Here is a 25691-nt window from a genome sequence, read left to right as displayed (position 1 = left end):
CGATCTGCCGGCGCATCTCGCGCACGTGGCGCAACCCGTCCCAGTGCCCGATGCGCTGCACCGCCAGCCGCGGCCGGCCGGGCTGCTCGATGCAGGCCAGCGCCCGCGCCATGGTGGCGGCATCGCCGACGACGAAGGCCCCGGCCAGCACCTGCGGGGCGTCGCGAAAGGCCTTGGCGACGATTTCCGGGCCGATGCCGGCCGGATCGCCCTGGGTGATGGCCAGCGGCAGGCCGGGGGGTGCGGGGGTTTCAGGCATCGGGACAGCTCTCTGCGGTACGCGCGGTGCGGCGCGGGGGCGCGGGGGCGCGGTGTGGCAGCCTCGTCAGGCCGGGTTGTCGATGTCGATGAACTGGTGCTCGAGCCCCAGTTCGGCCGCCACGTGCGCGGCCACCGCCGGCGCCCCATAGCGTTCGGTGGCATGGTGTCCGGCGGCGAGGAAGGCCACGCCGGTCTCGCGCGCCAGGTGGGCCTGCGGCTCGGAGATCTCGCCCGTGAGAAAGGCGTCCGCGCCGGCCGCGATCGCCGCCTCGAACCAGCCTTGCGCGCCGCCCGAACACCAGGCGATGCGGCGGATGGGTCGCGGCGGGCCGTCCGGCGCCACCAGCGTCACGGCGCGGCCCAGCGCCTGCTGCACCTGCTCTGCCAGGGCCTGCGGGCTTGCCACGTCGCAGGGCGCGCAGAAGCCCAGATCGTGTTCGCCGAAGCGCGCATCCCACTGCCAGCCCAGCAAGGCGCCCAGTTGCGCGTTGTTGCCCAGCGTCGGATGGGCATCGAGCGGCAGGTGGTAGGCGACCAGGTTGATGTCGTGCGCCAGCAGGCGCTGGATGCGCGCTTTCAGCCAGCCCGTGATGCGGCCATCCATGCCGCGCCAGAACAGCCCGTGGTGCACCAGGAGGGTGTCGGCGCGCGCCTCGATGGCGGCGTCGATCAGCGCCCGGCTGGCCGTGACGCCGCTGACGATGCGCGCGACCTGGGGCCGGCCCTCGACTTGCAGGCCGTTCGGGCCGTAGTCCTTGAAGTTCCCTGGCTGCAGCAAGGCGTCCAGGTGCGCCACGAGTTCGTTTCTGTGGATGCTCATGCCCACGCATTGTGCCGCCACCGTCCCACCGCGCCAGCCGGCAGTCGCGCGACAATCGGGGTTTCCCCCTTTCTTCGCCCCGATGCCATGAAGCGCTACTGGTTGCTGTTCTCCCAAGCCGTGACGGTCCTGGTCGCGGCCTACTTCGTCGTCGCGACCCTGCAGCCCAGCTGGCTGCAGCGCGGCATGACCACCACCAGCGCCGGCATCTCCGTCATCGAGGCGCCTTCGGCGCCCGCCGCCCAGCCCGCCGCGGGCAGCTTCAGCGCCGCCGCGCGCAAGGCCGCGCCAGCGGTGGTGAGCATCACCACCAGCAAGGCCGTGCGCCACCCGCGCAGCAACGACCCCTGGTTCCAGTTCTTCTTCGGCGACCAGGGCCTGCAGGCCCAGACCGGCCTGGGCAGTGGCGTGATCATCAGCCCGGAGGGCTACATCCTGACCAACAACCATGTGGTCGAGGGCGCCGACGAAATCGAGGTGACGCTGTCGGACAGCCGACGCGCGCGCGCCAGCGTCATCGGCACCGACCCGGAGACCGACCTGGCGGTGCTGCGCATCCAGCTGGACAAGCTGCCGGTGATCGTGCTGGGGGACTCCGACCAGCTGGCGGTGGGCGACCAGGTGCTGGCCATCGGCAACCCCTTCGGCGTCGGGCAGACGGTGACCAGCGGCATCGTCTCGGCGCTGGGCAGGAGCCAGCTGGGCATCAACACCTTCGAGAACTTCATCCAGACCGATGCCGCCATCAATCCGGGCAACTCGGGCGGGGCGCTGGTGGACGTGAATGGCCACCTGATGGGCATCAACACCGCCATCTACTCGCGCTCGGGCGGCAGCATGGGGATCGGCTTCGCGATTCCCGTCTCCACGGCACGGCTGGTGCTGGACGGCATCGTGCGCGATGGGCAGGTCACGCGCGGCTGGATCGGCGTGGAGCCCAACGAACTCTCACCCGAACTGGCGCAGACCTTCGGGGTGCGCGCCACCGAGGGCGTGATCATCACCGGCGTGCTGCAAGGCGGCCCGGCCGCGCAGGCCGGCGTGCGCCCCGGCGACGTGATCCTGAAGGTGGACGGCAAGGCCACCAACACCGTGCCGCAGCTGCTCACCGCCGTCGCGGCGCTCAAGCCGGGCACGCCGGCCCGCTTCGAGCTGCAGCGCGGCGACGAGCGGCTGGAGGTCTCGGTGGTGGCCGGCACCCGGCCGCGCCAGCTGCAGATGCGCCGCTGAGGCGCAGCGCACCGGCGACCCGGCGCGGGGCGCCCTCAGGCGGTGGGCCCGGGGCGGCCCTCCTCGCCGGGCGCCTGGGTGTGGCGGATGAACAGCCGCGCCGCCCAGATCCCCACTTCGTAGAGCAGGCACATCGGGATCGCCAGCGCCAGCTGCGAGACCACGTCGGGCGGCGTGACGATGGCGGCGATCACGAAGGCGGCGACGATGAAGTAGCCGCGAAAGCTCTTGAGCTTGTCCACGCTCACCACCCCCAGGCGCGCCAGCACCACCACCGCGATCGGCACCTCGAAAGCCAGCCCGAAGGCGAGGAACATGGTCATGACGAAGCCCAGGTAGGCCTCGATGTCCGGCGCCGCCGTGATGCTCTTGGGCGCGAAGCTCTGGATGAAGGCGAAGACCTGGCCGAAGACGAGGAAGTAGCAGAAGGCCACGCCCAGGAAGAAGAGCAGCGTGCTGGAGACCACCAGCGGCAGCACCAGGCGCTTCTCGTGCGAGTACAGGCCCGGCGCAACGAAGGCCCAGACCTGGTAGAGCACGAAGGGCAGCGCAATCAGGAAGGCCGCCAGCAACAGGATCTTGAGCGGCACCATGAAGGGCGAGATCACCGAGGTGGCGATCATGGTCGAGCCCTGCGGCAGGTGGGCCACCAGCGGCGCCGCCAAGAGGTCGTACAGCCGCCCCGGGCCGGGCCAGACGAACAGCACCGCGGCCACGAGGCCCACCGCCACGACGGCGCGCACCAGCCGGTCGCGCAGCTCCATCAGGTGCTCGACAAAGGGCTGTTCGGTGCCGGCCAGCTCGTCTTCGGGATCAGGGTGCTTGGACATGGGACAGGAGAAGGCAGCGGCTGCGCGCACGCTGCCGGGGGCGGCACGCCGGCTGCTGCGCAGCGTGCCCGAAGAAGGGAATCAATGGAACCTGCGCGGCCGAAAGCGCGCCACGCGCGCCGCACCGGACTGCACGTGGGTGCGCACTCCGGCGCGCGCCTTGTACCAGTGGGGCACGGCAGCGCGCTTGAGGCGCCACTTCTTGCCCGGGTGGCGGTAGCTCGGGACGACGGCTGTGGCGGGGCTGCCGTCCGGGTAGCTGGCCCCCTCGTCGAGCGGGAAGCCGGCGTCGCCCGCGGCCTCCAGGCCGGCCACCGTCTCGTCCAGGCCGCGCTGGAAGTCGCTGGCGCTGGTGTGGATGCTGCGCTCGACCTCGCGCGCCGCGCTCTCGACGCTCTCCTTCATCTTGCGCAGCTCGTCGAGCTCCATCGAGCGGTTCACCTCGGCCTTGACGTCGGCGACGTAGCGCTGCGCCTTGCCCAGCAGCGTGCCCACCGTGCGGGCGACGCGCGGCAGCTTCTCCGGGCCGATGACGATGAGCGCGACGGCGCCGATCAGCGCCATCTTTGATAGGCCGAGTTCGATCATGGTGCCACGCCCCAGGCAGCCGGCGATGTGCGCAGGCCGGCCATCAGCCCTTGCGCTGGGCTTCCACGTCGATGGTGTTGCGGTCGGCGGTGGCCGGCGGGTTGCCGGTCACCTGGCCCACGGGCGGGTTGGCGGGCGCGGCCGGCTCGTCGGCGGAGCCTTCGCGCATGCCGTCCTTGAAGCCCTTGACCGCACCGCCCAGGTCCGAGCCGATGTTCTTCAGCTTCTTGGTGCCGAACACCAGGACCACGATCAGCAGCACGACCAGCCAGTGCCAGATGGAAAACGAACCCATGGATATCTCTCCTGATGAATGCGCGCCATTTTAGGCGCTGGGGCCATGCCCACGCTGCGCAGATCCCCTGTCGAGCCACGCCCCGCGGGCGGTCTCAGCCCTTCTTCCAGGGACGTGGGCCGCCGATCACGTGCATGTGCAGGTGGTGGATCTCCTGGCCGCCCTCGGAACCGGTATTTACCACGATGCGGAATCCTCCGTCCGGATAAGGGTTGCAGCCCTGCTCCTGCGCCAGCTTGGGCGCCAGCGTCATCATGTGCCCCAGCAGGTCCGCGTGGTCGGGCGTGACCGCTGCCATGGAGTGCAGATGGACCTTAGGCACCACGAGAAAATGCACCGGCGCCCAGGGGTGGATGTCGTGGAAGGCAAACACCCGCTCGTCCTCGTACACCTTCTTCGAGGGGATCTGGCCGGCGATGATCTTGCAGAAGAGGCAGTTCGGGTCGTGCTGCATGGCGGAGGGCGAAAAGGCGGTCAACAGGCAGTGGAAAGGTCACGCATTGTCGGCGATGTTGACCGTGGTGCGCACGCCCACGTCCGCCCGGTGGGCCTGCAGCCAATCCTGGCCGGCCGCCCTGCCCAGGTCGAACAAGCGGCGCACGAAGGCCAGGTCCGCCCGCAGCTTGCTGGCAGCTCCGAACGGCTCGAGCACCGCGCCACCATCGATGCGGTGCATGCGCACGCTCTTGTAGCGGCGCGCGTCCAGCTTGCCTTCGGCCAGCAGCCGCCGCACGAACTCGATGGCGCGCAGCTCGGACAGCAGGGCGGCGTTGAAGGTGACTTCGTTCATGCGCTCCATGATCTCGCTGGCACTGTCGGGCACGCCTTGGTGCTCGATGGGGTTGATCTGCACCAGCAGCACATCGGCGCAGTCGGTCTTGTAGATCAGCGGGTGCAGCGCGGGATTGCCGGAATAGCCACCGTCCCAGTAATGCTCGCCGTCAATCTCCACCGCCTTGAACAGCAGCGGCAGGCAGGCCGAGGCCATGACGGCATCGGCGCTGAGCCGCTTGGCGGTGAAAATCTCCCCGCGCCCCGTGCGCACATTGGTCGCGCACACGAACACCTGCGGCACAGTGCTGGACTGCGGCGCACGCGCAGAAGCCAGGGCCTCGAAGTCCACCTCGCGCTCCAGCACCCTCCGCAGGGGGTTGATGTCCAGCGGATTGGTCTGGTAGGGCGACAGCCAGTGGGACATCATGCCCAGCAGCGGCCCGGCACCGGGCAAGGGGATGCCCCAGGTCAGGCTGCCGAGTGTGCCCACGCCTTCCCACAGCCGCGCCAGCGTGGCGCGCGCCAGTTCGCAGCCGGCGCGGTGCGCCTCCAGCGGGTCTTTGTGTCCCCGCGCGGCCTGGGCGAATCCGTGAGCCAGCGCAACGGCATTCATGGCACCGGCGCTGGTGCCGCTCACGCCGTCGATGAGGAACTGGCCGTCTTCGAGCAACGCATCCAGCACGCCCCAGGTCAGCGCGCCATGCGAGCCGCCGCCCTGCAGCGCGAGGTTGAGCCGCTGCGGCGCGCCCTGCTCAGGCATCGATGGCCTGCCCCTTGTTCATGGCCACCATGCCGCGCACGATGCGGTAGAGGAACCAGATGGAGATCAGGCCCCAGGCGATCCAACCCGGAAAAAAGAAAACCAGCCACAGCGGCGCAGTGACCGCGTACAGCACGCCGGCCCAGATCACGGTGCGCACGCGCCAGGAGAAATGGCTGGCCTGCCAGGTACCCGCGGCATCGCTTTTCTTCACCAGGTCGATCACCAGCGCGACGATGAGCAGCGCGGCGCTAGGCTGCGCGCCCGGCAGCACCGCCGCCACGGCCACGATCAGGTGCAGGATATAGCTGACCCATCCGACCGTCTTGAGGGATTCGGCCCGCTCGCTGGGCTCCACGTCGACGATATCGTTGTTCATCACGCACCTCCTTCTTCGCTGCTGCGGGCTGCGGCCTTGCGCAGGGCCTTTTCTTCGATGCCGCTGATGCCCTCGCGGCGCTCCAGCTCGGCAATCACGTCGGCGGGGGCAAGCCCGTAGTGCGCCAGCGCAATCATCGAGTGGAACCACAGGTCGGCCACCTCGTACACCAGCTTGGCCTTGTCCGCGCCATGGTCCAAGTCCTTGGCCGCCATGACCACCTCGGTCGCCTCCTCGCCCACCTTCTTGAGGAAGGCGTCAGGCCCCTTGTGCAGCAGCCGCGCGACGTAGCTCTTGTCAGGGTCGCCGCCGTTGGCGGGCTTGCGGCTCTCGATGACGCCGGCCAGCCGCGCAAGCGCGTCCTGCGACAGAGGGGCATGGGTATCGGTGCGGGTCATGGCTTCTTATTTGTAGATGGATTCGGGGTCTTTCAAGACCGGATCGACAGCCTGCCAAGCGCCATTCTGGAGAGCGTTGAAGAAGCAGCTGTGACGACCCGTGTGGCAGGCAATGCCGGGCTCGTGGCCCAGCTGCGTCACCTTCAGCAGCACCACATCGCTGTCGCAGTCCAGGCGAATGTCATGCACCTGCTGCACATGGCCCGACTCCTCGCCCTTGAACCACAGCTTGCCGCGCGAGCGGCTGTAGTACACGGCGCGGCCCAGCTCGGCGGTCTTGGCCAGCGCCTCGCGGTTCATCCAGGCGAACATCAGCACGTCGCCCGTGGCGGCCTCCTGCGCAATCACGGGCACCAGGCCCTGCGCATCCCATTTCACTTGATCAAGCCAGTTCATGGTGTCCATTGTCGGTCATCGGCAGCTACAACACCCATGTTCGCTACTTTTTTTATAGCTTAAAACGCTTGCTGGAAGCGCGCTACAGGCCTTTTTGGCATCCATTCGCGGCGTCAGAGCCGCACGGGGATGCCGCGCTCGCGCATGCGCTCCTTGGCCTGGCGCACGGTGAACTCACCGTAGTGGAAGATGCTGGCCGCCAGCACCGCATCCGCGCCGCCCTGCTGCACGCCATCGGCCAGGTGGTCCAGGTTGCCCACGCCGCCCGAGGCGATCACGGGCACGCCCACGGCGTCGCTCACCGCACGGGTGAGTTGCAGATCAAACCCGCTCTTGGTGCCGTCGCGGTCCATGCTGGTCAGCAGGATCTCGCCCGCACCGCGGCGCGCCATCTCCACGGCCCACTGCACGGCGTCCAGGCCGGTGTTCTTGCGCCCGCCATGGCTGTACACATCCCAGCCCTCGCCCCGCTCGGCCACTTCCGCGCCCTGGCGGCGCTTGGCATCGATGGCCACGACGATGCACTGCGCGCCGTACTTGGCCGAGGCCTGGCTGATGACGTCGGGGTTGGCGATCGCGGCGGAGTTGAAGCTGGTCTTGTCCGCACCCGCATTGAGCAGGCGGCGCACGTCTTCCACGGTGCGCACGCCGCCGCCTACGGTCAGGGGGATGAAGACCTGGCTGGCCACGGCCTCGATGATGGGCAGGATCAGGTCGCGCTCGTCGCTGGTGGCGGTGATGTCCAGGAAGGTGAGCTCGTCGGCGCCCTGCTCGTTGTAGCGCGCGGCGATCTCCACCGGATCGCCCGCGTCGCGCAGCTCGACAAAGTTGACACCCTTGACGACACGACCACCGGTCACGTCAAGGCAGGGAATGATGCGTTTGGCAAGCATGCGCCAGCACTCCGGCTGTTGAAGAAGAAGGGCCGCAAGATACCATGGGCGGCGCCGTGCTCAGCTATTGAATCAATAGCTTTTCGCGCTCGTCGGATTTGGTTTCCAAACCATTTCCCCCATCAATTCCTTGACTGACAAGCGCGACCAGCTATCAATCAAGGAGCATCACCCAGTCGGCGCGCCTCGCCATCCTGCCAGCGCCAGGCATCCCGGCACATGGCCTGCAGGTCGCGCCGCGCGCGCCAGCCCAGCAGGCGCTCGGCCAGGGCTGGGTCGGCCCAGCAGGCGGCCACATCGCCGGGGCGGCGCGCCACCACCTGGTAGGGCACGGCACGGCCGCTGGCCTGCTCGAAGCCGCGCACCATCTCCAGCACCGACACCGGCCGTCCCGTGCCGAGGTTCACCGTGAGCAGCCCCGGATGCGCGCGCAGGTAGCGCAGCGCGGCCACGTGGCCCTCGGCCAGATCGCACACGTGGATGTAGTCGCGCACGCCCGTGCCGTCGGGCGTGGGGTAGTCGCCGCCGTACACGCTCAGCACCTCGCGCTGGCCCGTGGCCACCTGGGCCACGTAGGGCATGAGGTTGTTGGGAATGTCCTGCGGGTCCTCGCCGATCAGCCCGCTCTCGTGCGCGCCCACGGGGTTGAAGTAGCGCAGCCGCGCAATGCGCCACTGGCCGGGCTCGGCGTGGTCCACATCGGCCAGCACCTGCTCCATCATCAGCTTGCTCCAGCCGTAAGGGTTGGTGGCCGACAGCGGGAAGTCCTCGCGGATGGGCAGGCTCGCCGGATCGCCATACACCGTGGCCGAGGAGGAAAACACCAGCGTGCGCACGCCGGCCGCCTGCATGGCGCGCAGCAGGCTCACCGTCCCCGCCACGTTGTTTTCGTAGTAGCGCAGCGGCTCGCGCACCGATTCGCCCACGGCCTTGAGCGCGGCGAAGTGGATCACGCCCTCAATGGGGTGGGACGCAAACAGTTGCCGCAGCAACTGCGCGTCGCGCACGTCCCCCTCGACGCACGCTACTGGCTTGCCGGTGATGCGCGCCAGGCGGTCCAGCACGCTGCGGCGGCTGTTGCTGAAGTTGTCGAGCAGCAAGGTGGGAATGCCTGCATCGGCAAGGGCCGCGCAGGTGTGGGTGCCGATGAAGCCCGCGCCCCCGGTTACAAGAATCATGTCCTCTCGCCCTCGAAAATACGCAAAGCCATGACTGTACCGCCGGGCTTCATTCAACCGCGTGAGGCCGGGGCGCGTTGTAATCGGGTAACCTTGGCTTGCGCCCTACGGCCGCCGGCGCTCTTCCCGCAGGGCAGGCGCGCGCGGATGGGCGTGGGTTATTGGCCGCTATCCACCCTCTTTTTGCTGATCAACCGCCTGTGCCGACAGCGCGCGGTGCGTTCCGTTCCAAATGACTGTATCGCCCTCTTCCGCCACGCCCCCCGCCGAATCCATGGTCGTGCTGCGGCCCTCGGGACAACCGGTTCCGGCACAGCCCCAGGCCCAGGTCTTCGATTCCTGGGACGCCTTCACGCAGTCGTCCGTGCAGCCCCTCGGTTTTTACCTGGAGGGGTGGGATGCTCCCGCCGCGGACGATCTGATTCTCCAGTTGCGCCGCAGCCCCTGGTGGGACCGCCTGGCCGTGGTGGCCCCCGGCGAGGGCAAAGCCTCCGTGCTGGCCGACACCGCCGCACCCTATGCCGACGCGGTGGCCCGCGCGGAGCGCAGCCTGGCCGTACGCCGCAGCCTGCGCCTGGCCCTGACGGACATGCGCCTGGAAGAGCGCGTGCTGTACTTCCTGTACGTGCGCGACGCGATGGAGCTGGCGCCGCAGTGCACGCTCACGCACCCCATGCTCTACCACTATCCCGTGGTGGACGCCCTGGCGCAGCGGGGCGAGGATCCCGGTGCCTGCCTCGCGACCCTGGTGCGCCGCAAGCTCTTGGAACCCGCCCAACTCGTGGACCGCACGCGCCACTGCCGCACCTGCGGCAGCGCTCACATCCACTACATCGACGTCTGCCCGCACTGCTCCAGCCTGCAGATCCGCAAGGAAGCCTCGCTGCACTGCTTCTCCTGCGGGCATGTGGCGCCCGAGAGCGACTTCCACCACGACGGCGGTCTCTCCTGCCCCCAGTGCAGCGCGGCGCTGCGCCACATCGGTGTGGACTATGACCGCCCGCTGACGCAATACGCCTGCGGGAGCTGCCATCACGTGTTCGTGGAGACCACGACGCAGGCACGCTGCCTGGCCTGCCGCACCAGCTGCGCGCCCAGTGCCCTGGATGTACGCGAAGTCGCCAGCCTGCGCCTGAGCGCACACGGCCGCACCGCGCTGCGCGCAGGGCAGATCCAGGAGTCGTTTGCGGCGCTCGACACCGCCAACTACGTTGAGGCGCCCCATTTCCGGCGCATGCTCGACTGGGCACTGGCCGTGACCACGCGCCATCCGGAGATGCGGTTCGGGCTCATGCTGATCGAGTTCACCAACGCCACGGAACTCATCGAGGAGCTGGGGGCCGCGCGCGTCTTCCTGCTGCTGGACGAGTTCGCGCGCCGCCTGCACGAATTGCTGCGCACGTCAGACATCACCACCCGCACGCAGGAGGACAAGCTCTGGCTGTTCCTGCCGTTCTCCGACCCCGCAGGCCTGTCCGCGCGACTGCAGCGCGCGCTGTCCGACCAGACGGTGGCGGCTGCCCCATCGGCGCTGCAGGCGCGCATCCGCCATCTTCAGATGCCGCAGGACCTGCGTGCCGGAGACAGCGCAGCGGCGCTGATGGAACGGCTGCTCGACCAGGCCTGACGCCGCATGTGGGACACCGCCGTCTTTGCCTTCGGGACGCTGTTCGCCAGCTCCAGCCAGCAGAACTGGGTGGAGCTGGCGCTCAAGTTCTTTCCGTTCGTCGTGTTCTTGGAGGCGCCCTTCTTCCTGCTGGTCACCGCAGGCATGGTGAAGTACGGATTGCGTGAGCACCGCCCGCTGCGCCAGCGCGAAGCCTATCCGCGCGTGTCGTGCGTCATCACCTGCTATTCCGAGGGGGAGGACGTGGGCAAGACCATCGGGTCGCTGGCGCAACAGCTGTACCCCGGCTTCATCGAGATCATCGCCGTGATCGACGGGGCGCTGCAAAACGGCCCCACGCTGCGCGCCGCGCGGCGCGCGCAGTCGCTGCTGGCAGGCACCCAGCGCCGCAGCCTGGTGGTGCTGCCCAAGTGGCAGCGCGGGGGACGCGTGTCGTCGCTGAATGCGGGCCTGTACATTGCCACGGGCGAGGTGGTGATGGCACTGGACGGCGACACCTCTTTCGATAACGACATGGTGCGCAACGCCACGCGCCACTTCGATGACCCGGGCGTCGTGGCCGTGGCGGGTAACCTGCGCGTGCGCAACGCCAAGCGCTCGCTGGTCACGCGGCTGCAGGCACTGGAATACATGCTCTCCATCGGCGCGGGCAAGACCGGACTGTCGGAGTTCAACATCGTCAACAACATCTCCGGCGCGTTCGGCGTCTTCCGCACCCGGTTCCTGCGCAACCTGGGCGGGTGGGACGCCGGCACCGCCGAAGACCTGGACATGACGATGCGCATCAAGCAGTACTTCGGCCGGCACCCGGACCTGCGCATCGTGTTCGACCCGCACGCCGTCGGGCACACGGACGCCCCGGACACCTGGCGTGTCTTCTTTCGCCAGCGCCTGCGCTGGGATGGAGACATGTTCTACATCTTCATCCGCAAGTTCCGCTTCAACCTGCGCCCGCGCCTGCTGGGCTGGCGCAACTTCCTGTTCGTCATCGTGAACGGCCTGCTGATGCAGCTCGTGCTGCCGTTCCTGATCGTGGCGTACACCGGCACCATGCTCTTCACCATGCCCTTGGGGGTGGTGATGGGCGTGCTGGCCTTCATCTACCTCGCCTACCTGGCCGCGCTGCTGTTTTACTTCCTGCTGTACGTCGTGGCCGTATCCGAGCGGCCGCGGGACGACGTGTGGTACCTGGGCTTCCTGCCGCTGTTTCCCCTCTTTGCCTTCGTCAACCGCATCCACTGCTCGTTCTCCATCATGGCCGAGATGTTCATGAAGTCCCACCTGGACTCGTCCATGGCGCCCTGGTGGGTGCTGCGCAAGACCAAGTTCTGAGGAACCTCTGCACTACCCCGCCCACTCGTTCGTGGCGACGAGTTCAGGGTCAATATCGTTTCGTAGGATGGGATCGAAACAGATGCTGAACGGTTCTTGGGCTCCAGCAAGCCCCTTCGTGGGCCCTCTGCAGCCTCATCCGGCCCCAGTGAGCCCACTGCGGGCGCACTTATCCCGTCGCAGCCAGCAAGGCTTTGCGCGCCAGCCACAGATTGACCAGCGCAAACAGGACGTTGAGCTGCGCGCCGTTCTTGGCCAAGCCTCGATAGGGCGTCTTGCGGTAGCCAAACTGGCATTTGAGTACCCGAAACGGATGCTCACCCTTGGCACGAATGCGCGCCTTGGTGCGTTCCAAGGCATCCATCACCTGGCCAAGAAAAGTGCGCTTGTCCAATGCCCGGCGCTTGCCCGGCCGCATGGCCACGTGCCAAGCGACTTGCTTGCCCTGGTTTTCCGCTCGCTTGTCCACTCCCTGATAGCCCGCATCGGCAAAGACGTCGGTCTCTTGCCCGTGCAAGAGCCGATGCGCCTGCGTCACATCCGAGACGTTGGCAGCGGTGGCCACCACCGTGTGTACCAGCCCTGTCTCGGCGTCGACCCCAACGTGCGCTTTCATGCCGAAGTACCACTGGTTGCCCTTCTTCGTCTGGTGCATCTCAGGGTCGCGCTCACGGCGGGCGTTCTTGGTCGAGCTGGGAGCAGCAATGAGCGTGGCATCCACGATGGTGCCGCTCTTGAGCATGAGGCCACGCTCGGTCAGGATGCGATTGACCGTCTCGAGGATACGCTGGCTCAGGCCGTGTTGCTCCAGCAGGTGGCGAAAAGCGAAGCTTTCGCTAAAGCGCAGGATGGTGCTCTCATCCGGCACGACATCCACCCCCAGGTCCAGACCAACAAAGCTCGCCAGCAGCGGCGTGTCGTACAAGGCTTCCTCCACCGCCGGGTCCGACAGACCAAACCACTGCTGCAAAAAATGAATCCTCAGCAGCTTCTCTACCGCAAAGGGTGGCCGCCCACCCTTGGGACCCGCCTTCGGCGCATACGGCTCGATGAGTGCGACCAACTCTGCCCACGGCACCACACGGTCCATCTGCTCCAAAAACGCACGCTTGCGGGTGCGCTTGGCGCGCAGCTCAAAGCCCGTATACATCGGCGCCTCCAGACTCATCTGCTTCATGTCGCTATTGTCTCATCATGAGGGGCTGAGAGGAGGTTTTGCAGACCTTTCCTGACATGTTCCAGCGCAGCCCCCGTCACACCCTGATCGCTCTGCTGGCCTGCATCTGCGCGGGCCCGCAGGGCGCCGCGGCCCACGCCAGCCCGCCGGTCTCCCTCACGCAGCTGGAGGACCGCGCCCGCGCCTTCGCCCCATCGGCCCGGCTGGCGCAGGCGGACGTTACCGTGGCCGAGCAGCGCAGCGCCGCCCTGCAGGCGGGCAGTGGTGCCCAGCTGTTTGGCGGCGCGGGCGTGGACAACGCGCGCGAGGCGGTGACCGATACCCTCAGCCGCGACTATCAACGCACCCAGATGCACCTGGGGGTGCGCTGGCCCCTGCTGGGCACGCGCGCGGCGCAGCAACGCACGGTGGACGATGCCCAGCATGCCGTGGAGCAAAGCCGACTGCGCCGCCTGCAGATGGAAAACGAGGCCGTGCTTGCCGTGCGCCGCGCGTATGTGCGCCACCTGCGCAGTGTGGAGCGCATCCGCCTGGCGGACGCCTTCCTGCGGGTGCGCGCCGAGGCGCAGGAGCAATTGGCGAGCCGACACGCCGCTGGCGTGCTGCTGGAGGCCGACCGGCTGGACCTCGGCGGCCTGTTCAACATCGTGCAGGCGACGCATGACAGCCAGAGTGCCGCGCGGGATCTGGCCCGCGCCGAGATCGAGCGCCTGACGGGACAGCCCGCCGCAGCGGTGCAGACGCAGGAACCTGCCTGGCCCCAGACCTGCCTGGCCCCCGGCGCAGCGGCGCTGGACCGATCCCCCGCAGTCACGCTGGCACAACAGGAGGTGGACGCAGCCCTGCAGCGCCAGCAGCATGCGCGCCTGGAAGGGGTGCAAGCCAGTGTCTCGCTGGCGCAGTCGTTCAGCCGTGACATCGGCGGCCCCACGGGCCACAGCACGCGCGTGGGCGTTGATTTTTCTCTGCCGCTGCAGTGGCGCAGCCAGCGCGACGCGGCCCTGGCCCAGGCGCAGGGCGAGATCGACCGCGCTCAGGCGCTGCTGGCCTTGCGCCGCAGCGAACTGGAGGCCGCGGCCCAGCAGGCCCTGGCCGCCTATCGGCTGCGCGACAAGGAAATGGCGGGCCACCAGCACCGCCAGCAGGCCGCGGCCGAGGCGCTTCGGATCGCGCAGTTGCGCCTGAACGCCTTCGACGGTGACGGCTATTCCAAGCTGCTCACCACGCGCTATGCGCTGTACCAAGCCGCCGTGCAGGTGGTGGACGGTGCCGAGCGGCGCGACCTGGCCGCCCTGGACGTACTGGCCCTGGGCGATGGATGCACGCTGGCCTGGCACGACGCCCCCGCGGCACCCGATCCCTGGGCCGCGACGGTCGCCGCGCTGGCCGGGGGCACGGCACCGGCCTCCGCCAAGGCGGTGCCCGGCGAGACCGGCCTGGGCTGGTACGTGTGGCAGGGGCAAGCCCTGCTGGACCAGCCCGCGCAACTGGACGAACTGCCCCCTCGCAGCCGCCGCCTGCTGCTGTCGTTCACGGCGGCGCAGTTGCAGGCCCTGGCACGGCCCGACGGCCGGGCGCGGTGGATGGCCCTGCGCGCCCAGGCGCAGGCACGGCAGCTGACGCTCGAACTGCTGCTGGGTGAGCCTACCTGGGTGTTGCCCCACGAGCGCGCGCGACTGCTGGCCCTGGTGGAGTCCTTGCGCGACCTGCCCGCCGACGCCCTGCACCTGGACCTGGAGCGCAGCCAGCTTCCCGCTGCCCAGCAGCGCGACTGGAGCCGCCACCTCATCGACACGCTGCAGGCGGTGCGCGCCGCGGCTCCCTGGCCCCTGGCCCTGACGACACACTACCGTGAACTGCAGCAACCCGGTTTTGCCGCACGCGTACACGCAGCCGGGGTCGGCGAAGTGGTGGCGATGCTCTACGTGAACAACCCCGAGCGCACCGCCACCCTCGCCCGGCCGTTGTTGTCAGCGGCGCCAGCGGGGTTGCGTATCGCGGTCGCGCAAAGCATCGAATCCGCGCTGCCGGCGCAAGAGAGCAGCTTCGCGTTGGGCAAGGCCCGGTCCCTGCAGCGCTGGGATGCGCTGGCACACCAATTGGCCGGCCTGCCCGGCTTTGGGGGCGTCGTGGTGCAGTCGTGGGAAGACTATAGGGAGGCTCGGCCTTGAAGATCAATTTTGACGCGCCGCCCACCTCGGCGCAGGAAACCAACGGCCTGGAAGTGCGCTATGCAGCCGCCAAGCGCCGCGTGCCGCGCTGGCGCTGGTATTTGCTGCTCGCCATGGTGCTGGTGGCCCCCGCCTACCTGCTGGTCCGCTTCGGCATCGCCTACTGGTGGGAGAGTACGCCGGCCCAGGTCGTGCTGGAGCAGGCCACCCTGCGCGCACCGGCCGCCGGCCGCGTGGCATTCGTGGCGGCGCCCGGCGCACCGCTGGAACCCGGCCAGCCCGTGATGGCGCTGGAGCGCACGCCGACGGACACCTCCGCACCGCCTGCCGCCACGCCAAGCCCCACGCCGCATGCGCCGGAACCCGCCCAGGCGCAGGCCTACGCCGCCAAGCTGGCGCTGCTGACCGAGGCCGAGCGCCTGGCCAGCCGCCGGCTGGCGATCCAGCAGGAAAGGCTGCACACCATGCAGGGCTTGCGCGAGCAAGGGGCCGCCACACGCCAGGAAGTGGACAACCTGCGCTTTCAGGTCCTGCAGGCCGAGGCGGACCTCAGCCGTGCCCGCGCCGATGTGCGCGAGCAGCGCATGTTGATGGCGCGTGTGCCGGCTGCCATGCCGGCCCCGGCAGCGCCTGCAACGCCACAGCCCCCCGCAGATGAAGCTGCGCCCGCGCAGCCCGGCACCGCCCTTGCGCCCTTTGCCGCCACCGCGGTGCAGGCCCTGGTGCGCCCGGGGGACTGGGTAGCCCAGGGCACGGAGGTCGCCGTACTGCAGCGGCGCGGGGAACCGCTGGTGCATGCCTACCTGCCGCCCGACAAGGCGCGCTACGCGCAAGTCGGCCGCATGGCCACGCTGCATTTCATGGACGGGGGCAAGGTGCGCGCGAAAGTGGTGGGGCTCATGATGGAGGCGCAAAGCCCGCCGGCCGACCGCGTGTCGCCGCTGACCCCGCGCACGCCGTCCATCGTGGTGAAACTCCAGGCGCTGGAGCCGTTGCCCGCGCCCTACCACATCCACCAATTGCCGCTGGATGTGCGTTTCGACTGGGTGGCCAGCCGCTGGTTCTGACCCGGCCGCATACGCCGCCGGGTGAAAGCACCGGGGCCGCCCGGGCTCAGGCCAGGCTCAGCTCGTCGGCGCGATGCTGCGCGGCTGCGAAATCCAGGTCGCCGGAATAGATCGCGCGCCCGCAGATGACGCCTTCCACGCCTTCGTTTTCGACTTCGCAGAGCTTCTCGATGTCCGCGATGCCGGCCAGGCCGCCCGAGGCGATCACTGGGATGGTGAGGGCCTGGGCCAGCTTCACCGTAGCCTCGATATTGATGCCCGAGAGCATGCCGTCGCGGCCGATGTCGGTGTAGATGATGGATTCCACGCCCCAGTCCTGGAACTTGCGCGCCAGATCAACCACCTCGTGGCCGGTGAGCTTGCTCCAGCCGTCGGTGGCCACCTTGCCGTCCTTGGCATCGAGGCCCACGATGATGTGGCCGCCGAAGGCGCTGCAGGCGTCCTTGAGGAAGCCCGGGTTCTTCACCGCGGCCGTGCCGATGATGACGTACCGCAGCCCGGCGTCGATGTAGCGCTCGATGGTGTCCAGGTCGCGGATGCCGCCGCCGAGCTGCACCGGGATGTCGTCACCGACCTCGGCCAGGATGGCCTTGATGGCCGCCTTGTTCTTCGGCTGGCCGGCAAAGGCACCGTTCAGGTCGACCAGGTGCAGGCGCCGCGCGCCGGCGTCGAGCCAGCGCCGCGCCATGGCGGCCGGGTCTTCCCCGAAGGTGGTCGACTGGTCCATGTCGCCTTGCTTGAGGCGCACGCAATGTCCGTCCTTGAGGTCGATGGCGGGAATGAGCAGCATGGTCGGAAGGGAAGCAGGGGGCCGGGGTGGGCCAGCGACGGTCGGTGGCGCGGAGCACCCGGTCGGGCCGGTTGAAAAAGCGGGGTTCTCAGGGTTTCCAGGTCAGGAAATTGCGGTACAGCTGCAAGCCGTGCGCCGCGCTCTTCTCGGGGTGGAACTGGGTGGCGAAAAGATTATCGCGCGCGAGCGCCGCGACGAAGGGCCCGCCATGGTCGGCCTCGCCGGCACAGTGCGCCGGGTCGCGCAGCAGCGCGTGGTAGCTGTGCACGAAATAGAACCAGCCGTCGTCCGGCACCCCGGCCCACAGGGGGTGGGCGCGTCCCTCTGGACGGGCCTGGCGCACGCGGTTCCAGCCCATCTGCGGCACCTTGCAGCGGCTGCCGTCCGGCTGGGTGCGCCCCTCGAGTGCGAACTTCTGCACCTGGCCGGGAACCAGCCCCAGGCCCGGGGTGTCGCCCTCGGCGCTGTGGTCGAGCAGCATCTGCATGCCGACGCACACGCCGAACAGCGGCCGCGTGCGCGCCGCCTGCAGGAGCGGCTCCAGCAGCCCGCTCGTGCGCAGGCCGGCCATGCAGTCCGGCATCGCGCCCTGCCCCGGCAGCACCACCCGGTCGGCACTCGCCAGTTCGTGCGCCTGTGCGGTGATGCGCACCTCCACGTCCAGGCCCTGGGACGCGGCCCGGAGCGCCTGCGCCACGGAGCGCAGGTTCCCCATGCCGTAGTCGACGATGGCGACGAGCGTGCGGGAGGCTGTGTTCATGGTCGCGGGCCTGGGGCGTGCCCGGCCGGTGCCGTTGGGCCCAGGCTCAAAGGGCGCCCTTGGTGGAGGGGATGATCCCGGCGGCGCGCGGGTCGCGCTCCAGGGCGGCGCGCAGCGCGCGGGCGAAGGCCTTGAACACCGACTCGCACTGGTGGTGCGCGTTGATGCCCTTGAGGTTGTCGATGTGCAGCGTGGCGGCCGCGTGGTTGGCGAAGCCCTGGAAGAATTCGTAGGTCAACTGCGTGTCGAAGCCGCCGATGCTCGCCGCCGTGAACGGGATGTTCAGGTGCAGGCCCGGGCGCCCGGAGAAGTCGATGACCACGCGCGAGAGTGCCTCGTCGAGCGGCACGTAGGCGTGGCCGTAGCGGCGGATGCCCTTCTTGTCGCCCACGGCGCGGGCGAAGGCCTGGCCGAGCGTGATGCCGACGTCCTCGACCGTGTGGTGGCCGTCGATGTGCAGGTCGCCGTCGCAATCGACGTCCATGTCGATCATGCCGTGGCGCGCGATCTGCTCGAGCATGTGGTCGAAGAAGCCGATGCCGGTGCCCAGGCGCGACTGGCCGGTGCCGTCGAGGTTCACGCGCACGCGGATGCGCGTCTCGGCGGTATTGCGCGCGACTTCGGCGGTGCGGTCGGCCAGCGGATCGGCGGCGCTGGAGGAAGGAACGAGTGCAGAGGAAGTCATAGCGAAGCAGAAAGCGCTGCCAGCATGCGGGCATTGTCCTCGCGGCTGCCCACCGTGAGGCGCAGGCAGCCCGCCAGCAGCGGATGCATTGTAGAAACGTTCTTGACGAGAACCTTGCGGTCCTTCATCCCCGTGAAAGTGCGCGCCGCATCGGGCACGCGCACCAGGACCATGTTGGCCTGGCTGTCCCAGACGCGGCGCACGCCCGGCAGCGCGCGCAGCTGCGCGATCAGGGCGTCGCGCTCGCGGCGCAGTTCGGCCGCCTGCGCGGCGAAGACCTCGGCGTGCTCCAGGGCGAACAGCGCCGCCTCGCAGTTGAGCACGCTCACGTTGTAGGGCGGGCGCACCTTGTCCACCTCCGCCACCAGCGGCGCGGGGCCGATCAGGTAGCCCAGGCGCACGCCCGCCAGGCCGAACTTGGACAGCGTGCGCATCAGCAGCACGTGGCCGTGGCGCGCCGGCTCGGCGCGCAGGTTCTCGACCCAGCTGCGGCGCGCGAAGGGCTGGTAGGCCTCGTCCATGACGACGATGCCGCCGTGCTGCGCCACTGCGTCGATGATGCGCTGGACCGCGCCCTCGTTCCACAGCGTGGCCGTGGGGTTGTTCGGATAGGCCAGGTAGGTGAGGGCCGGGCGGTGCTCGGCAATCGCCGCGAGCATCGCGGGCTCATCGAGCTCGAAGTCCTCGGTGAGCGGCACGCCCACGAAGTCCAGGCCCTGCAGCTGCGCGCTCAAGGGGTACATGACGAAGCCCGGCACGGGCGCGAGCATGGTGGCGCGGCCGCCTTCCTGCGGCTGGGCGCAGGCCAGGGCCAGCAGCGTGATCAGCTCGTCCGAGCCATTGCCCAGGACGATGGCGCTGCCCTCGGGCGCCCCGGCGTGGCGCGCGAGCGCGGCCTTGAGCTCTTCCTGGCGGGATCCCGGATAGCGGTTGAGTGCCAGCCGCCCCAGGCGCTCGCCCAGGGCGTCCTGCAGTTCCGGTGGCAGGCCGAAGGGGTTCTCCATCGCGTCCATCTTCAGCAGCCCGTCGGAGGGCGCGACGTGGTAGGCCTGCATGGCGCGCACGTCGGGGCGGATGCGCGCCAGGGCGGCGGCCAGGCGGTCGGGGGTGTGCGTGTTCATGGCTTGCTCCGTCGCGGATCTTCGCTCAGGCCGCAGGCGCGGCGTCGCCCCGCAGGCGCATCTCGGCCGCACGGGCATGTGCCTGCAGGCCCTCGCCGCGTGCCAGGACGCTGGCGATGCGGCCCAGGCCCTGCGCCCCCTGTTCGCTGACCTCGATGAGGCTGGTTCGCTTCTGGAAGTCGTACACCCCGAGCGGCGAGGAAAAGCGCGCCGTGCCGCTGGTCGGCAGCACGTGGTTCGGCCCCGCGCAGTAGTCGCCCAGCGATTCGCTGGTCCAGGCCCCGAGGAAGATCGCGCCGGCGTGGCGCAGCAGCGGCTCCCAGCGGTGCGGCTCGCGGCTGGCGACTTCCAGGTGCTCGGGCGCGATGCGGTTGGCCAGGGCGCAGGCTTCCTCCATGTCGCGCGTGAGGATCAGCGCACCACGGTCGTCCAGGCTCTTGGCGATGATCTCGGCGCGCGGCATCTCGGGCAGCAGGCGCTCGATGGCCTGCTGCACGGCGTCGATGTAGGCGGCGTCCGGGCACAGCAGGATGGATTGCGCCAGCTCGTCGTGCTCGGCCTGCGAGAACAGGTCCATCGCCACCCAGTCGGGCGGCGTGCTGCCGTCGGCCAGCACCAGGATCTCGCTCGGGCCGGCGATCATGTCGATGCCCACGGTGCCGAACACGCGCCGCTTGGCGCTTGCCACGTAAGCGTTGCCCGGGCCGGTGATCTTGTCGACCTTCGGGATGGTCGCGGTCCCGTAGGCCATTGCAGCGATCGCCTGGGCGCCGCCCACGGTGTAGGCGCGCGTGACGCCGGCGACGTGCGCGGCGGCCAGCACCAGCGGGTTTCTCGCGCCCTGCGGCGTGGGCACGACCATGACGATCTCGGCCACGCCCGCGACCTGCGCGGGGATGGCGTTCATCAGCACGCTGCTCGGGTAGGCTGCCTTGCCGCCGGGCACGTAGATGCCCACGCGGTCGAGCGGCGTCACCTTCTGGCCGAGCAGCGTGCCGTCCTCGTCGCGAAAGCTCCAGCTCTCGCCGCCGGCGCGCTTTTGCGCCTCGTGGTAGCGGCGGATGCGCCCGGCGGCGGCGGCCAGGGCCTCGCGCTGCTCGGCCGGCAGCCCGTCGAAGGCGGCCTTGAGCTCATCGGGCTGCAGGGCCAGCTCGTGCACGCCGTAGGCATGCAGGCCGTCGAAGCGCTGGGTGTACTCCAGCAGCGCCGCGTCGCCGCGCGCGCGCACATCCGCCAGGATGGCCTCGACGCGCTGCTCGATGGCGGCGTCCTCCTCGGCGGACCAGTGCAGGCGCAGCGCGAATTCCTGCTCGAAGGTGTTCGAGGCGGTGGACAGGCGGGCGGGCGAGGCGACGAGGTTCATGGTCGGCGTTCCGGGATCAGTCCTGCGCGATGGCGCGCGCGAAGGCGTCGATGATGCGCTTGAGCGGCGCCTGCTTGAGCTTGAGCGCCGCCTGGTTGACGACCAGGTGCGAGCTGATGTCCATGATCTGCTCGACTTCCACCAGGTCGTTGGCGCGCAGCGTGTTGCCGGTGGAGACCAGGTCCACGATGGCATCGGCCATGCCGATCAGCGGCGCCAGCTCCATGCTGCCATAGAGCTTGATCAGGTCCACGTGCACGCCCTTGGCCGAGAAGAACTGGCGCGCGATGTGGGTGTACTTGGTCGCGACCTTCAGGCGCGCGCCCTGGCGCACGGCCTGGGCGTAGTCGAAGTCGGCGCGCACCGCCACGCTCACGCGGCAGCGCGCGATCTGCAGGTCGAGCGGGCGGAACATGCCCTGGCCGCCGTGCTCCAGCAGCGAATCCTTGCCGGCCACGCCGATGTCCGCGCCGCCATATTGCACGTAGGTCGGCACGTCCGTGGCACGCACCAGCACCACCCGCACGTCCGGCCGGTTGGTCGGCAGGATCAGCTTGCGCGAGGTCTCGGGGTCTTCCAGCACCTCGATGCCCGCCGCGGCCAGCAGCGGCAGCGTCTCGTCGAAGATGCGGCCCTTGGACAGGGCCAGAGTGATCTGCGGGGTCATGGGGCGGGGAGCTGCTGCAAGGGGGGTGGGGCAAGGCGCGCTCAGGCGGCGCCCTCGGCCTGCGCCTGCTGCCATTCGGCGGGCGTGAGGGTCTTCATGGACAGCGCGTGCACCTCGTCGGTCGCCATGCGCGCGCCGAGCGTGGCGTAGACGCGCTGGTGGCGCTGGATCTGGCGCTTGCCCTCGAACTCCGGCGAGACGATGGTCGCGAACCAGTGGCGGCCGTCGCCTTCGAGCTCCAGGTGCTCGCAGGCCAGGCCGGCGCGGATGATGTCCTTGAGTTGTTCTGCGGTCATGGGGTGCCCTCCGGGAATCAGGAAAAGGATTCGGCCTCGGTCAGCCGCGGACCTTGTAGCCGATGCGCAGCAGGTGCAGCGCCAGCAGGCTCACCAGCGCCCAGGCCGTGCCGACGATCGCCAGGCTCAGCCACGGCGAGACGTCGCTCATGCCGAAGAAGCCGTAGCGAAAGCCGTCGATCATGTAGAAGAAGGGGTTCAGGTGGCTCACCTTTTGCCAAAACGGCGGCAGCGACTGGATCGAATAGAACACGCCCGACAGGAAGGTCATGGGCATGATCAGGAAATTCTGGAAGGCCGCCATCTGGTCGAACTTGTCGGCCCACAGACCGGCGATCACGCCCAGCGTCGCCAGCAGCGCCGCCCCCAGCAGCCCGAACACCAGGATCCACCCTGGGGCGGCGAACTGCGGCGAGGCATAGAACAGCGTCGCAAGGAAGACGCCCACGCCGACCATCAGCCCGCGCAGCACCGAGGCGCCCACATAGGCGGCGAACCAGGCGCGGTGCGACAGCGGCGTGAGCAGGATGAACACCAGGCTGCCCATGATCTTGCTCTGGATCAGGCTGGACGAGCTGTTGGCAAACGCGTTTTGCAGCATGCTCATCATTACCAGCCCCGGCACCAGGAAGGCCGTGTAGCTCAGGCGGTCGTAGACCAGCACCCGGTCTTCCAGCACATGGCCGAAGATCAGCAGGTACAGCAGCGCCGTCAGCACCGGCGCCGCCACCGTCTGGAAGCTCACCTTCCAAAAGCGCAGCACCTCCTTGTACAGCAGCATGCGCCAGCCGGTCATGGCGCGGCCCCTTCCCCTGCGCCCTGGGCGGCATCGGCCATGACGTTCAGGAACACGTCCTCCAGGTCGGGCTGGCGGATCTCCACGTCCTCCACGCGCACGCCGGCGGCGCGCAGCGTGGCCAGGTGCTGCTCGATCTCCTGCGCATCCTGCGCGGGCAGCTGCGCCACGCGGCCCGTCACGCGCGCCTGCGCGGCGATCGCCGGCGGCAGCGCGTCGTCCGTCTTGAAGCGCAGCACCTTGGCCGAGGCCGCGCCCAGCAGCTCGGAGGTGCGCGCCAGCGCCACCACCCGGCCGCGGCGCAGCATGGCGATGCGCGTGCACAGCGCCTCGGCCTCCTCCAGGTAGTGGGTGGTCAGGAGCACCGTGTGGCCTTCGCGGTTCAGGCGCGCGACGAACTGCCACAGCGTCTGGCGCAGCTCCACGTCCACGCCGGCGGTGGGCTCGTCGAGCACGATGATCGGCGGCTTGTGCACCAGCGCCTGAGCCACCAGCACGCGCCGCTTCATGCCGCCCGAGAGCTGGCGCATGTTGGAACCCGCCTTGTCGGCCAGGCCCAGGCTCTCCAGCAGCTCGTCGATCCAGGCGTCGTTGTTCTTCACGCCGAAATAGCCCGACTGCAGGCGCAGCGTCTCGCGCACGTTGAAGAAGGGATCGAACACCAGCTCCTGCGGCACCACGCCCAGTTGCCGGCGCGCAGCGGCGAACTGGGACTGCACGTCGTGGCCGAGCACGCTGACGCTGCCGCTGCTGGCGCGCGCCAGGCCGGCGAGGATGCTGATGAGCGTGGTCTTGCCGGCGCCGTTGGGCCCGAGCAGGCCGAAGAATTCGCCCTGCTCGATCTCCAGGCTCACGCCGTCGAGCGCCTGGAAGGGGCCCTTGGGCGTGTCGAAGACCTTGGAGACGGATTGAAAGGATACGGCGGCCATGGGAACCGGGCATTCTAAGCCGCAGCCCGCCTGCCGGTCGGTCCAATCCCCCGCCCGCCCTCAGCCGGCCGGCAGCAAGCCGTCCACCCGGTAGAGCTGCGCCAGGCTGGCCAGCCCCGCGGGCATCGCGCGCACCGCCAGCGCCCGGCCCGCGCGCGCGGCCGCGCGGCGGCATTCGAGCAGCACCGCCAGCGCCGAGGAGTCGAAGGTGGTGAGCGCCGAGGCATCGACCACCACCGCGCCGCCCTGCCCGGCCGGCAGCGCCGCGATGAGCTGGCGCAGGCAGGCGCTCGCCTGGCGGTGCGTCAGCTCCGCGGGAAGGCGCAGCACGGTGCCCTCCACGGTGTCAGCCCTGCCCGCCCCGGTTGCGCCTGGACAGCGCCTCGATCAGGCCCTCGATGCCGCGGGCATTCACTTCCTGGGCGAACTGGGTCCGGTAGGTGTCGACCAGCCACACGCCCAGCACGTTGAAGTTGTAGATCTTCCAGCCGGCCCCCTGTCCCGGCGTCTTCTCCAGGCGATAGTCCAGCTGCACCGGCTCGCCGCGGCCGCGGATCTCGGTGCGCACCAGCACGTCCTTGTCCTCGGGTGCGGCGCGCAGTGGCCGCACCACGATGCTCTGGTCCGTCACCTGCGACAGCGCGCCGGCGTAGGTGCGCACCAGCAGCTGCTTGAACTCCTGCTCCAGGCGCGCCTGCTGCTCGGGCGTGGCGCGCCGCCACGCCGGCCCGACCGCGCCCGCCGTCATGCGGCGGAAGTTGACGTGCGGCATGATGGTGCGGTCGGCCAGGGCGATGATGTAGTCCACGTCGCCCGAGCGCAGTGTCTGGTCTTTCTTGAGCAGCTCCAGCACCTCGTCGGAGAGGCGTCGGATCAGCGCATCGGGAGCCTCGTCGGCCGCATGCGCGGCGCGCGGCCCTCCCAGCCAGGCCGCGGCGCCCAGGGCAGCGGCCCCGGCCAGCAGCTGGCGGCGTTCGACTCGAATCGTCATGGAAACACTCCTTGGTGTCTGCAGTGGCGTGGGTCGCCCCTCAGTAATCGTCAGGCAGGCGACCGGCATCGCCGCTTGGATCGCCCAGCCGCCCGGAAGTGCCGCTGCGCGCCCCCAGATACAGGTCGCGCGTCAGCAGGTAGCGGTCGAGGGCCGCGTTGTCGAGCACCTCGGTGGCGCCCAGCAGGTTGGCCCGCCGGTCCACGGCGCGCAGGCCGACCAGCGAGTTGCGCGCCGAGACGGGGCTGAACTGGCGCACGCCGTCGCCCCACCAGTCCACCGGCAGCGCCGCGCTGTCGCGCACCGTCGAGGGCCCGAGCAACGGCAGCACCACGTACGGCCCGGCCGGCACGCCCCAGCGCCCGAGCGTCAGGCCGAAGTCCTGCTTGTGGCGCTCGATCCCCATCTCGCTGGCAATGTCCAGCACCCCGCCCAGGCCGAAGACCGTGTTCACGTTGAAGCGCACCAGACTGTCGAAGGCCTCGCGCCCGCGCAGCTGCAGCAGGTTGTTCACCAGCGACCAGGCATCGCCGAGGTTGGCGAAGAAATTGCGCACGCCGCTGCGCACCGGCTGCGGCGTGGCGTCGCGGTACAGCGTGGCGGCGGGGCGCAGCACGGCCTCGTCGACCCGCTCATTGAAGCCGGCCATGGCGCGGTTGTAGTGCTCGAAAGGATCCTGCGGGCTGGCGCCCGGCGCGGAGGCACAGCCGAGGAGCAGCGCGCTGCACACCAGCGCGGCCGCACGGCGCACGGCGCAGGAGGAGGCCCGGGGGCCGGGCACGGCGTGGGTTTTCATGGGGAGCCTCCGGCAGTGGCGGATTCCTCGGCGCGTCCGTAGAGGAACTGGCCGATCAGGTTCTCGAGCACCACGGCGGACTGCGTGGCGGTGATGGTGTCGCCCTCGGCCAAGCGGGCTTCCTCGAAGCCCGGCTCGATGCCGATGTACTGGTCGCCCAGCAGGCCGCTGGTCAGGATCTTGAGCGAGCTGTCGCGCGGGAAGGCGTAGCGCGGGTCGAGCTCCAGCGTCACGCTCGCCTGGTAGGTGGTGTCGTTGAAGCCGATCGACTTCACCCGCCCCACCACCACACCCGCGCTGCGCACCGCCGCCTGCGGCTTG

30 protein-coding genes and 1 pseudogene are annotated in these 25691 nt (G+C 69.4%); 5 read left to right on the top strand and 26 right to left on the bottom strand.

Annotated features, from left to right (window positions below):
- Together A612_RS08450 and A612_RS08445 are read right to left on the bottom strand one after the other, a co-directional pair.
- A pseudogene (locus A612_RS08450) lies at positions 1 to 259 on the bottom strand (hypothetical protein); the annotation flags it as partial.
- Between the two features lie 66 nt (positions 260 to 325).
- The gene (locus tag A612_RS08445; RefSeq protein WP_019374068.1) at positions 326 to 1081 is read right to left on the bottom strand and encodes a Nif3-like dinuclear metal center hexameric protein; all 756 of its coding nucleotides are present in this window, start codon (positions 1079 to 1081) and stop codon (positions 326 to 328) included.
- 87 nt (positions 1082 to 1168) lie between these two features.
- Between A612_RS08445 and A612_RS08440 the strand changes: the two genes are divergently transcribed.
- Positions 1169 to 2311: a S1C family serine protease gene (locus tag A612_RS08440; RefSeq protein ID WP_040436395.1), complete on the top strand. Its 1143-nt coding sequence runs from the start codon at positions 1169 to 1171 to the stop codon at positions 2309 to 2311.
- Between the two features lie 35 nt (positions 2312 to 2346).
- Here the strand turns inward: A612_RS08440 and tatC are convergent, their stop codons facing one another.
- The 10 genes from tatC to galE form a co-directional block, all read right to left on the bottom strand.
- The gene (tatC, locus tag A612_RS08435) at positions 2347 to 3141 is read right to left on the bottom strand and encodes a twin-arginine translocase subunit TatC (RefSeq protein ID WP_019374066.1); all 795 of its coding nucleotides are present in this window, start codon (positions 3139 to 3141) and stop codon (positions 2347 to 2349) included.
- A gap of 81 nt (positions 3142 to 3222) precedes the next feature.
- Positions 3223 to 3729: a Sec-independent protein translocase subunit TatA/TatB gene (locus A612_RS08430; protein ID WP_040436394.1), complete on the bottom strand. Its 507-nt coding sequence runs from the start codon at positions 3727 to 3729 to the stop codon at positions 3223 to 3225.
- Positions 3730 to 3772: 43 nt separating this feature from the next.
- The gene (tatA, locus tag A612_RS08425; protein WP_019374064.1) at positions 3773 to 4024 is read right to left on the bottom strand and encodes a Sec-independent protein translocase subunit TatA; all 252 of its coding nucleotides are present in this window, start codon (positions 4022 to 4024) and stop codon (positions 3773 to 3775) included.
- Positions 4025 to 4118: 94 nt separating this feature from the next.
- Complete coding sequence (locus A612_RS08420) at positions 4119 to 4478, bottom strand: histidine triad nucleotide-binding protein (RefSeq protein ID WP_040436401.1); 360 nt, start codon at positions 4476 to 4478, stop codon at positions 4119 to 4121.
- Between the two features lie 39 nt (positions 4479 to 4517).
- Positions 4518 to 5558, bottom strand: coding sequence for a patatin-like phospholipase family protein (locus A612_RS08415; RefSeq protein WP_019374062.1), 1041 nt, complete (start codon positions 5556 to 5558; stop codon positions 4518 to 4520).
- A complete protein-coding gene (locus A612_RS08410; RefSeq protein ID WP_012655727.1) occupies positions 5551 to 5937 on the bottom strand; it encodes a DUF4870 family protein in 387 nt (128 codons plus the stop codon). The genes A612_RS08415 and A612_RS08410 overlap by 8 nt, the downstream gene beginning before the upstream one ends.
- Positions 5937 to 6335, bottom strand: a complete 399-nt coding sequence (locus A612_RS08405; RefSeq protein WP_011804226.1) for a phosphoribosyl-ATP diphosphatase — start codon at positions 6333 to 6335, stop codon at positions 5937 to 5939. The genes A612_RS08410 and A612_RS08405 overlap by 1 nt, the downstream gene beginning before the upstream one ends.
- Before the next feature lie 6 nt (positions 6336 to 6341).
- Positions 6342 to 6740 carry a phosphoribosyl-AMP cyclohydrolase gene (hisI, locus tag A612_RS08400; protein ID WP_011804225.1) on the bottom strand — a complete coding sequence of 133 codons (399 nt, stop codon included), beginning with the start codon at positions 6738 to 6740 and terminating at the stop codon, positions 6342 to 6344.
- Between the two features lie 104 nt (positions 6741 to 6844).
- Complete coding sequence (hisF, locus tag A612_RS08395; protein WP_019374060.1) at positions 6845 to 7624, bottom strand: imidazole glycerol phosphate synthase subunit HisF; 780 nt, start codon at positions 7622 to 7624, stop codon at positions 6845 to 6847.
- Between the two features lie 158 nt (positions 7625 to 7782).
- Entirely contained in the window at positions 7783 to 8802 is a 1020-nt protein-coding gene (galE, locus tag A612_RS08390) for a UDP-glucose 4-epimerase GalE (protein WP_019374059.1), read from the bottom strand.
- A 232-nt stretch (positions 8803 to 9034) separates the two neighbouring features.
- On the opposite strand from galE, the gene A612_RS08385 reads away from it, so the two are divergent.
- A complete protein-coding gene (locus A612_RS08385) occupies positions 9035 to 10429 on the top strand; it encodes a TackOD1 domain-containing metal-binding protein (protein WP_040436390.1) in 1395 nt (464 codons plus the stop codon).
- Between the two features lie 6 nt (positions 10430 to 10435).
- Positions 10436 to 11761, top strand: a complete 1326-nt coding sequence (locus A612_RS08380; protein WP_019374057.1) for a glycosyltransferase family 2 protein — start codon at positions 10436 to 10438, stop codon at positions 11759 to 11761.
- A gap of 169 nt (positions 11762 to 11930) precedes the next feature.
- On the opposite strand, the gene A612_RS08375 is transcribed toward A612_RS08380, so the two are convergent.
- Positions 11931 to 12938, bottom strand: a complete 1008-nt coding sequence (locus A612_RS08375; RefSeq protein WP_019374056.1) for an IS5 family transposase — start codon at positions 12936 to 12938, stop codon at positions 11931 to 11933.
- Positions 12939 to 12976: 38 nt separating this feature from the next.
- Between A612_RS08375 and A612_RS08370 the strand changes: the two genes are divergently transcribed.
- Both A612_RS08370 and A612_RS08365 read left to right on the top strand, forming a co-directional pair.
- Positions 12977 to 15109 carry a TolC family protein gene (locus A612_RS08370; RefSeq protein WP_241209534.1) on the top strand — a complete coding sequence of 711 codons (2133 nt, stop codon included), beginning with the start codon at positions 12977 to 12979 and terminating at the stop codon, positions 15107 to 15109.
- The gene (locus A612_RS08365) at positions 15106 to 16176 is read left to right on the top strand and encodes an HlyD family secretion protein (protein WP_019374054.1); all 1071 of its coding nucleotides are present in this window, start codon (positions 15106 to 15108) and stop codon (positions 16174 to 16176) included. The genes A612_RS08370 and A612_RS08365 overlap by 4 nt, the downstream gene beginning before the upstream one ends.
- A gap of 46 nt (positions 16177 to 16222) precedes the next feature.
- Here A612_RS08365 and hisA read toward each other — a convergent pair whose 3' ends face one another.
- The 13 genes from hisA to mlaD form a co-directional block, all read right to left on the bottom strand.
- Positions 16223 to 16966: a 1-(5-phosphoribosyl)-5-[(5-phosphoribosylamino)methylideneamino]imidazole-4-carboxamide isomerase gene (hisA, locus tag A612_RS08360; protein WP_019374053.1), complete on the bottom strand. Its 744-nt coding sequence runs from the start codon at positions 16964 to 16966 to the stop codon at positions 16223 to 16225.
- 88 nt (positions 16967 to 17054) lie between these two features.
- Entirely contained in the window at positions 17055 to 17726 is a 672-nt protein-coding gene (gene hisH / locus A612_RS08355; protein WP_019374052.1) for an imidazole glycerol phosphate synthase subunit HisH, read from the bottom strand.
- A gap of 46 nt (positions 17727 to 17772) precedes the next feature.
- Positions 17773 to 18411: an imidazoleglycerol-phosphate dehydratase HisB gene (hisB, locus tag A612_RS08350; protein WP_019374051.1), complete on the bottom strand. Its 639-nt coding sequence runs from the start codon at positions 18409 to 18411 to the stop codon at positions 17773 to 17775.
- Positions 18408 to 19532, bottom strand: coding sequence for a histidinol-phosphate transaminase (hisC, locus tag A612_RS08345; RefSeq protein WP_019374050.1), 1125 nt, complete (start codon positions 19530 to 19532; stop codon positions 18408 to 18410). The genes hisB and hisC overlap by 4 nt, the downstream gene beginning before the upstream one ends.
- Before the next feature lie 25 nt (positions 19533 to 19557).
- A complete protein-coding gene (gene hisD, locus A612_RS08340; protein ID WP_019374049.1) occupies positions 19558 to 20895 on the bottom strand; it encodes a histidinol dehydrogenase in 1338 nt (445 codons plus the stop codon).
- Between the two features lie 16 nt (positions 20896 to 20911).
- On the bottom strand, positions 20912 to 21562 hold the full coding sequence (gene hisG, locus A612_RS08335) for an ATP phosphoribosyltransferase (protein WP_019374048.1): 651 nt from the start codon (positions 21560 to 21562) through the stop codon (positions 20912 to 20914).
- A gap of 41 nt (positions 21563 to 21603) precedes the next feature.
- Positions 21604 to 21858, bottom strand: coding sequence for a BolA family protein (locus tag A612_RS08330; protein ID WP_019374047.1), 255 nt, complete (start codon positions 21856 to 21858; stop codon positions 21604 to 21606).
- A 40-nt stretch (positions 21859 to 21898) separates the two neighbouring features.
- Positions 21899 to 22654: an ABC transporter permease gene (locus A612_RS08325; protein ID WP_019374046.1), complete on the bottom strand. Its 756-nt coding sequence runs from the start codon at positions 22652 to 22654 to the stop codon at positions 21899 to 21901.
- Positions 22651 to 23583 (bottom strand): ABC transporter ATP-binding protein, encoded by a 933-nt coding sequence (locus A612_RS08320; RefSeq protein ID WP_019374045.1) that lies wholly within the window; start codon positions 23581 to 23583, stop codon positions 22651 to 22653. The genes A612_RS08325 and A612_RS08320 overlap by 4 nt, the downstream gene beginning before the upstream one ends.
- 60 nt (positions 23584 to 23643) lie before the next feature.
- A complete protein-coding gene (locus A612_RS08315; protein ID WP_040436398.1) occupies positions 23644 to 23913 on the bottom strand; it encodes an STAS domain-containing protein in 270 nt (89 codons plus the stop codon).
- Positions 23914 to 23929: 16 nt separating this feature from the next.
- Positions 23930 to 24574: an MlaC/ttg2D family ABC transporter substrate-binding protein gene (locus A612_RS08310; protein WP_019374043.1), complete on the bottom strand. Its 645-nt coding sequence runs from the start codon at positions 24572 to 24574 to the stop codon at positions 23930 to 23932.
- Between the two features lie 40 nt (positions 24575 to 24614).
- Positions 24615 to 25370, bottom strand: coding sequence for an MlaA family lipoprotein (locus tag A612_RS08305; RefSeq protein ID WP_019374042.1), 756 nt, complete (start codon positions 25368 to 25370; stop codon positions 24615 to 24617).
- Positions 25367 to 25691: outer membrane lipid asymmetry maintenance protein MlaD (gene mlaD, locus A612_RS08300; RefSeq protein ID WP_019374041.1), on the bottom strand; the 325-nt coding region annotated here is incomplete at its 5' end. The genes A612_RS08305 and mlaD, both read right to left, overlap by 4 nt.

The sequence above is a fragment of the Melaminivora alkalimesophila genome (assembly GCF_000282995.1).
Classification (GTDB): domain Bacteria; phylum Pseudomonadota; class Gammaproteobacteria; order Burkholderiales; family Burkholderiaceae_C; genus Melaminivora; species Melaminivora alkalimesophila.
This window is presented reverse-complemented; position numbering and strand designations above follow the sequence as displayed.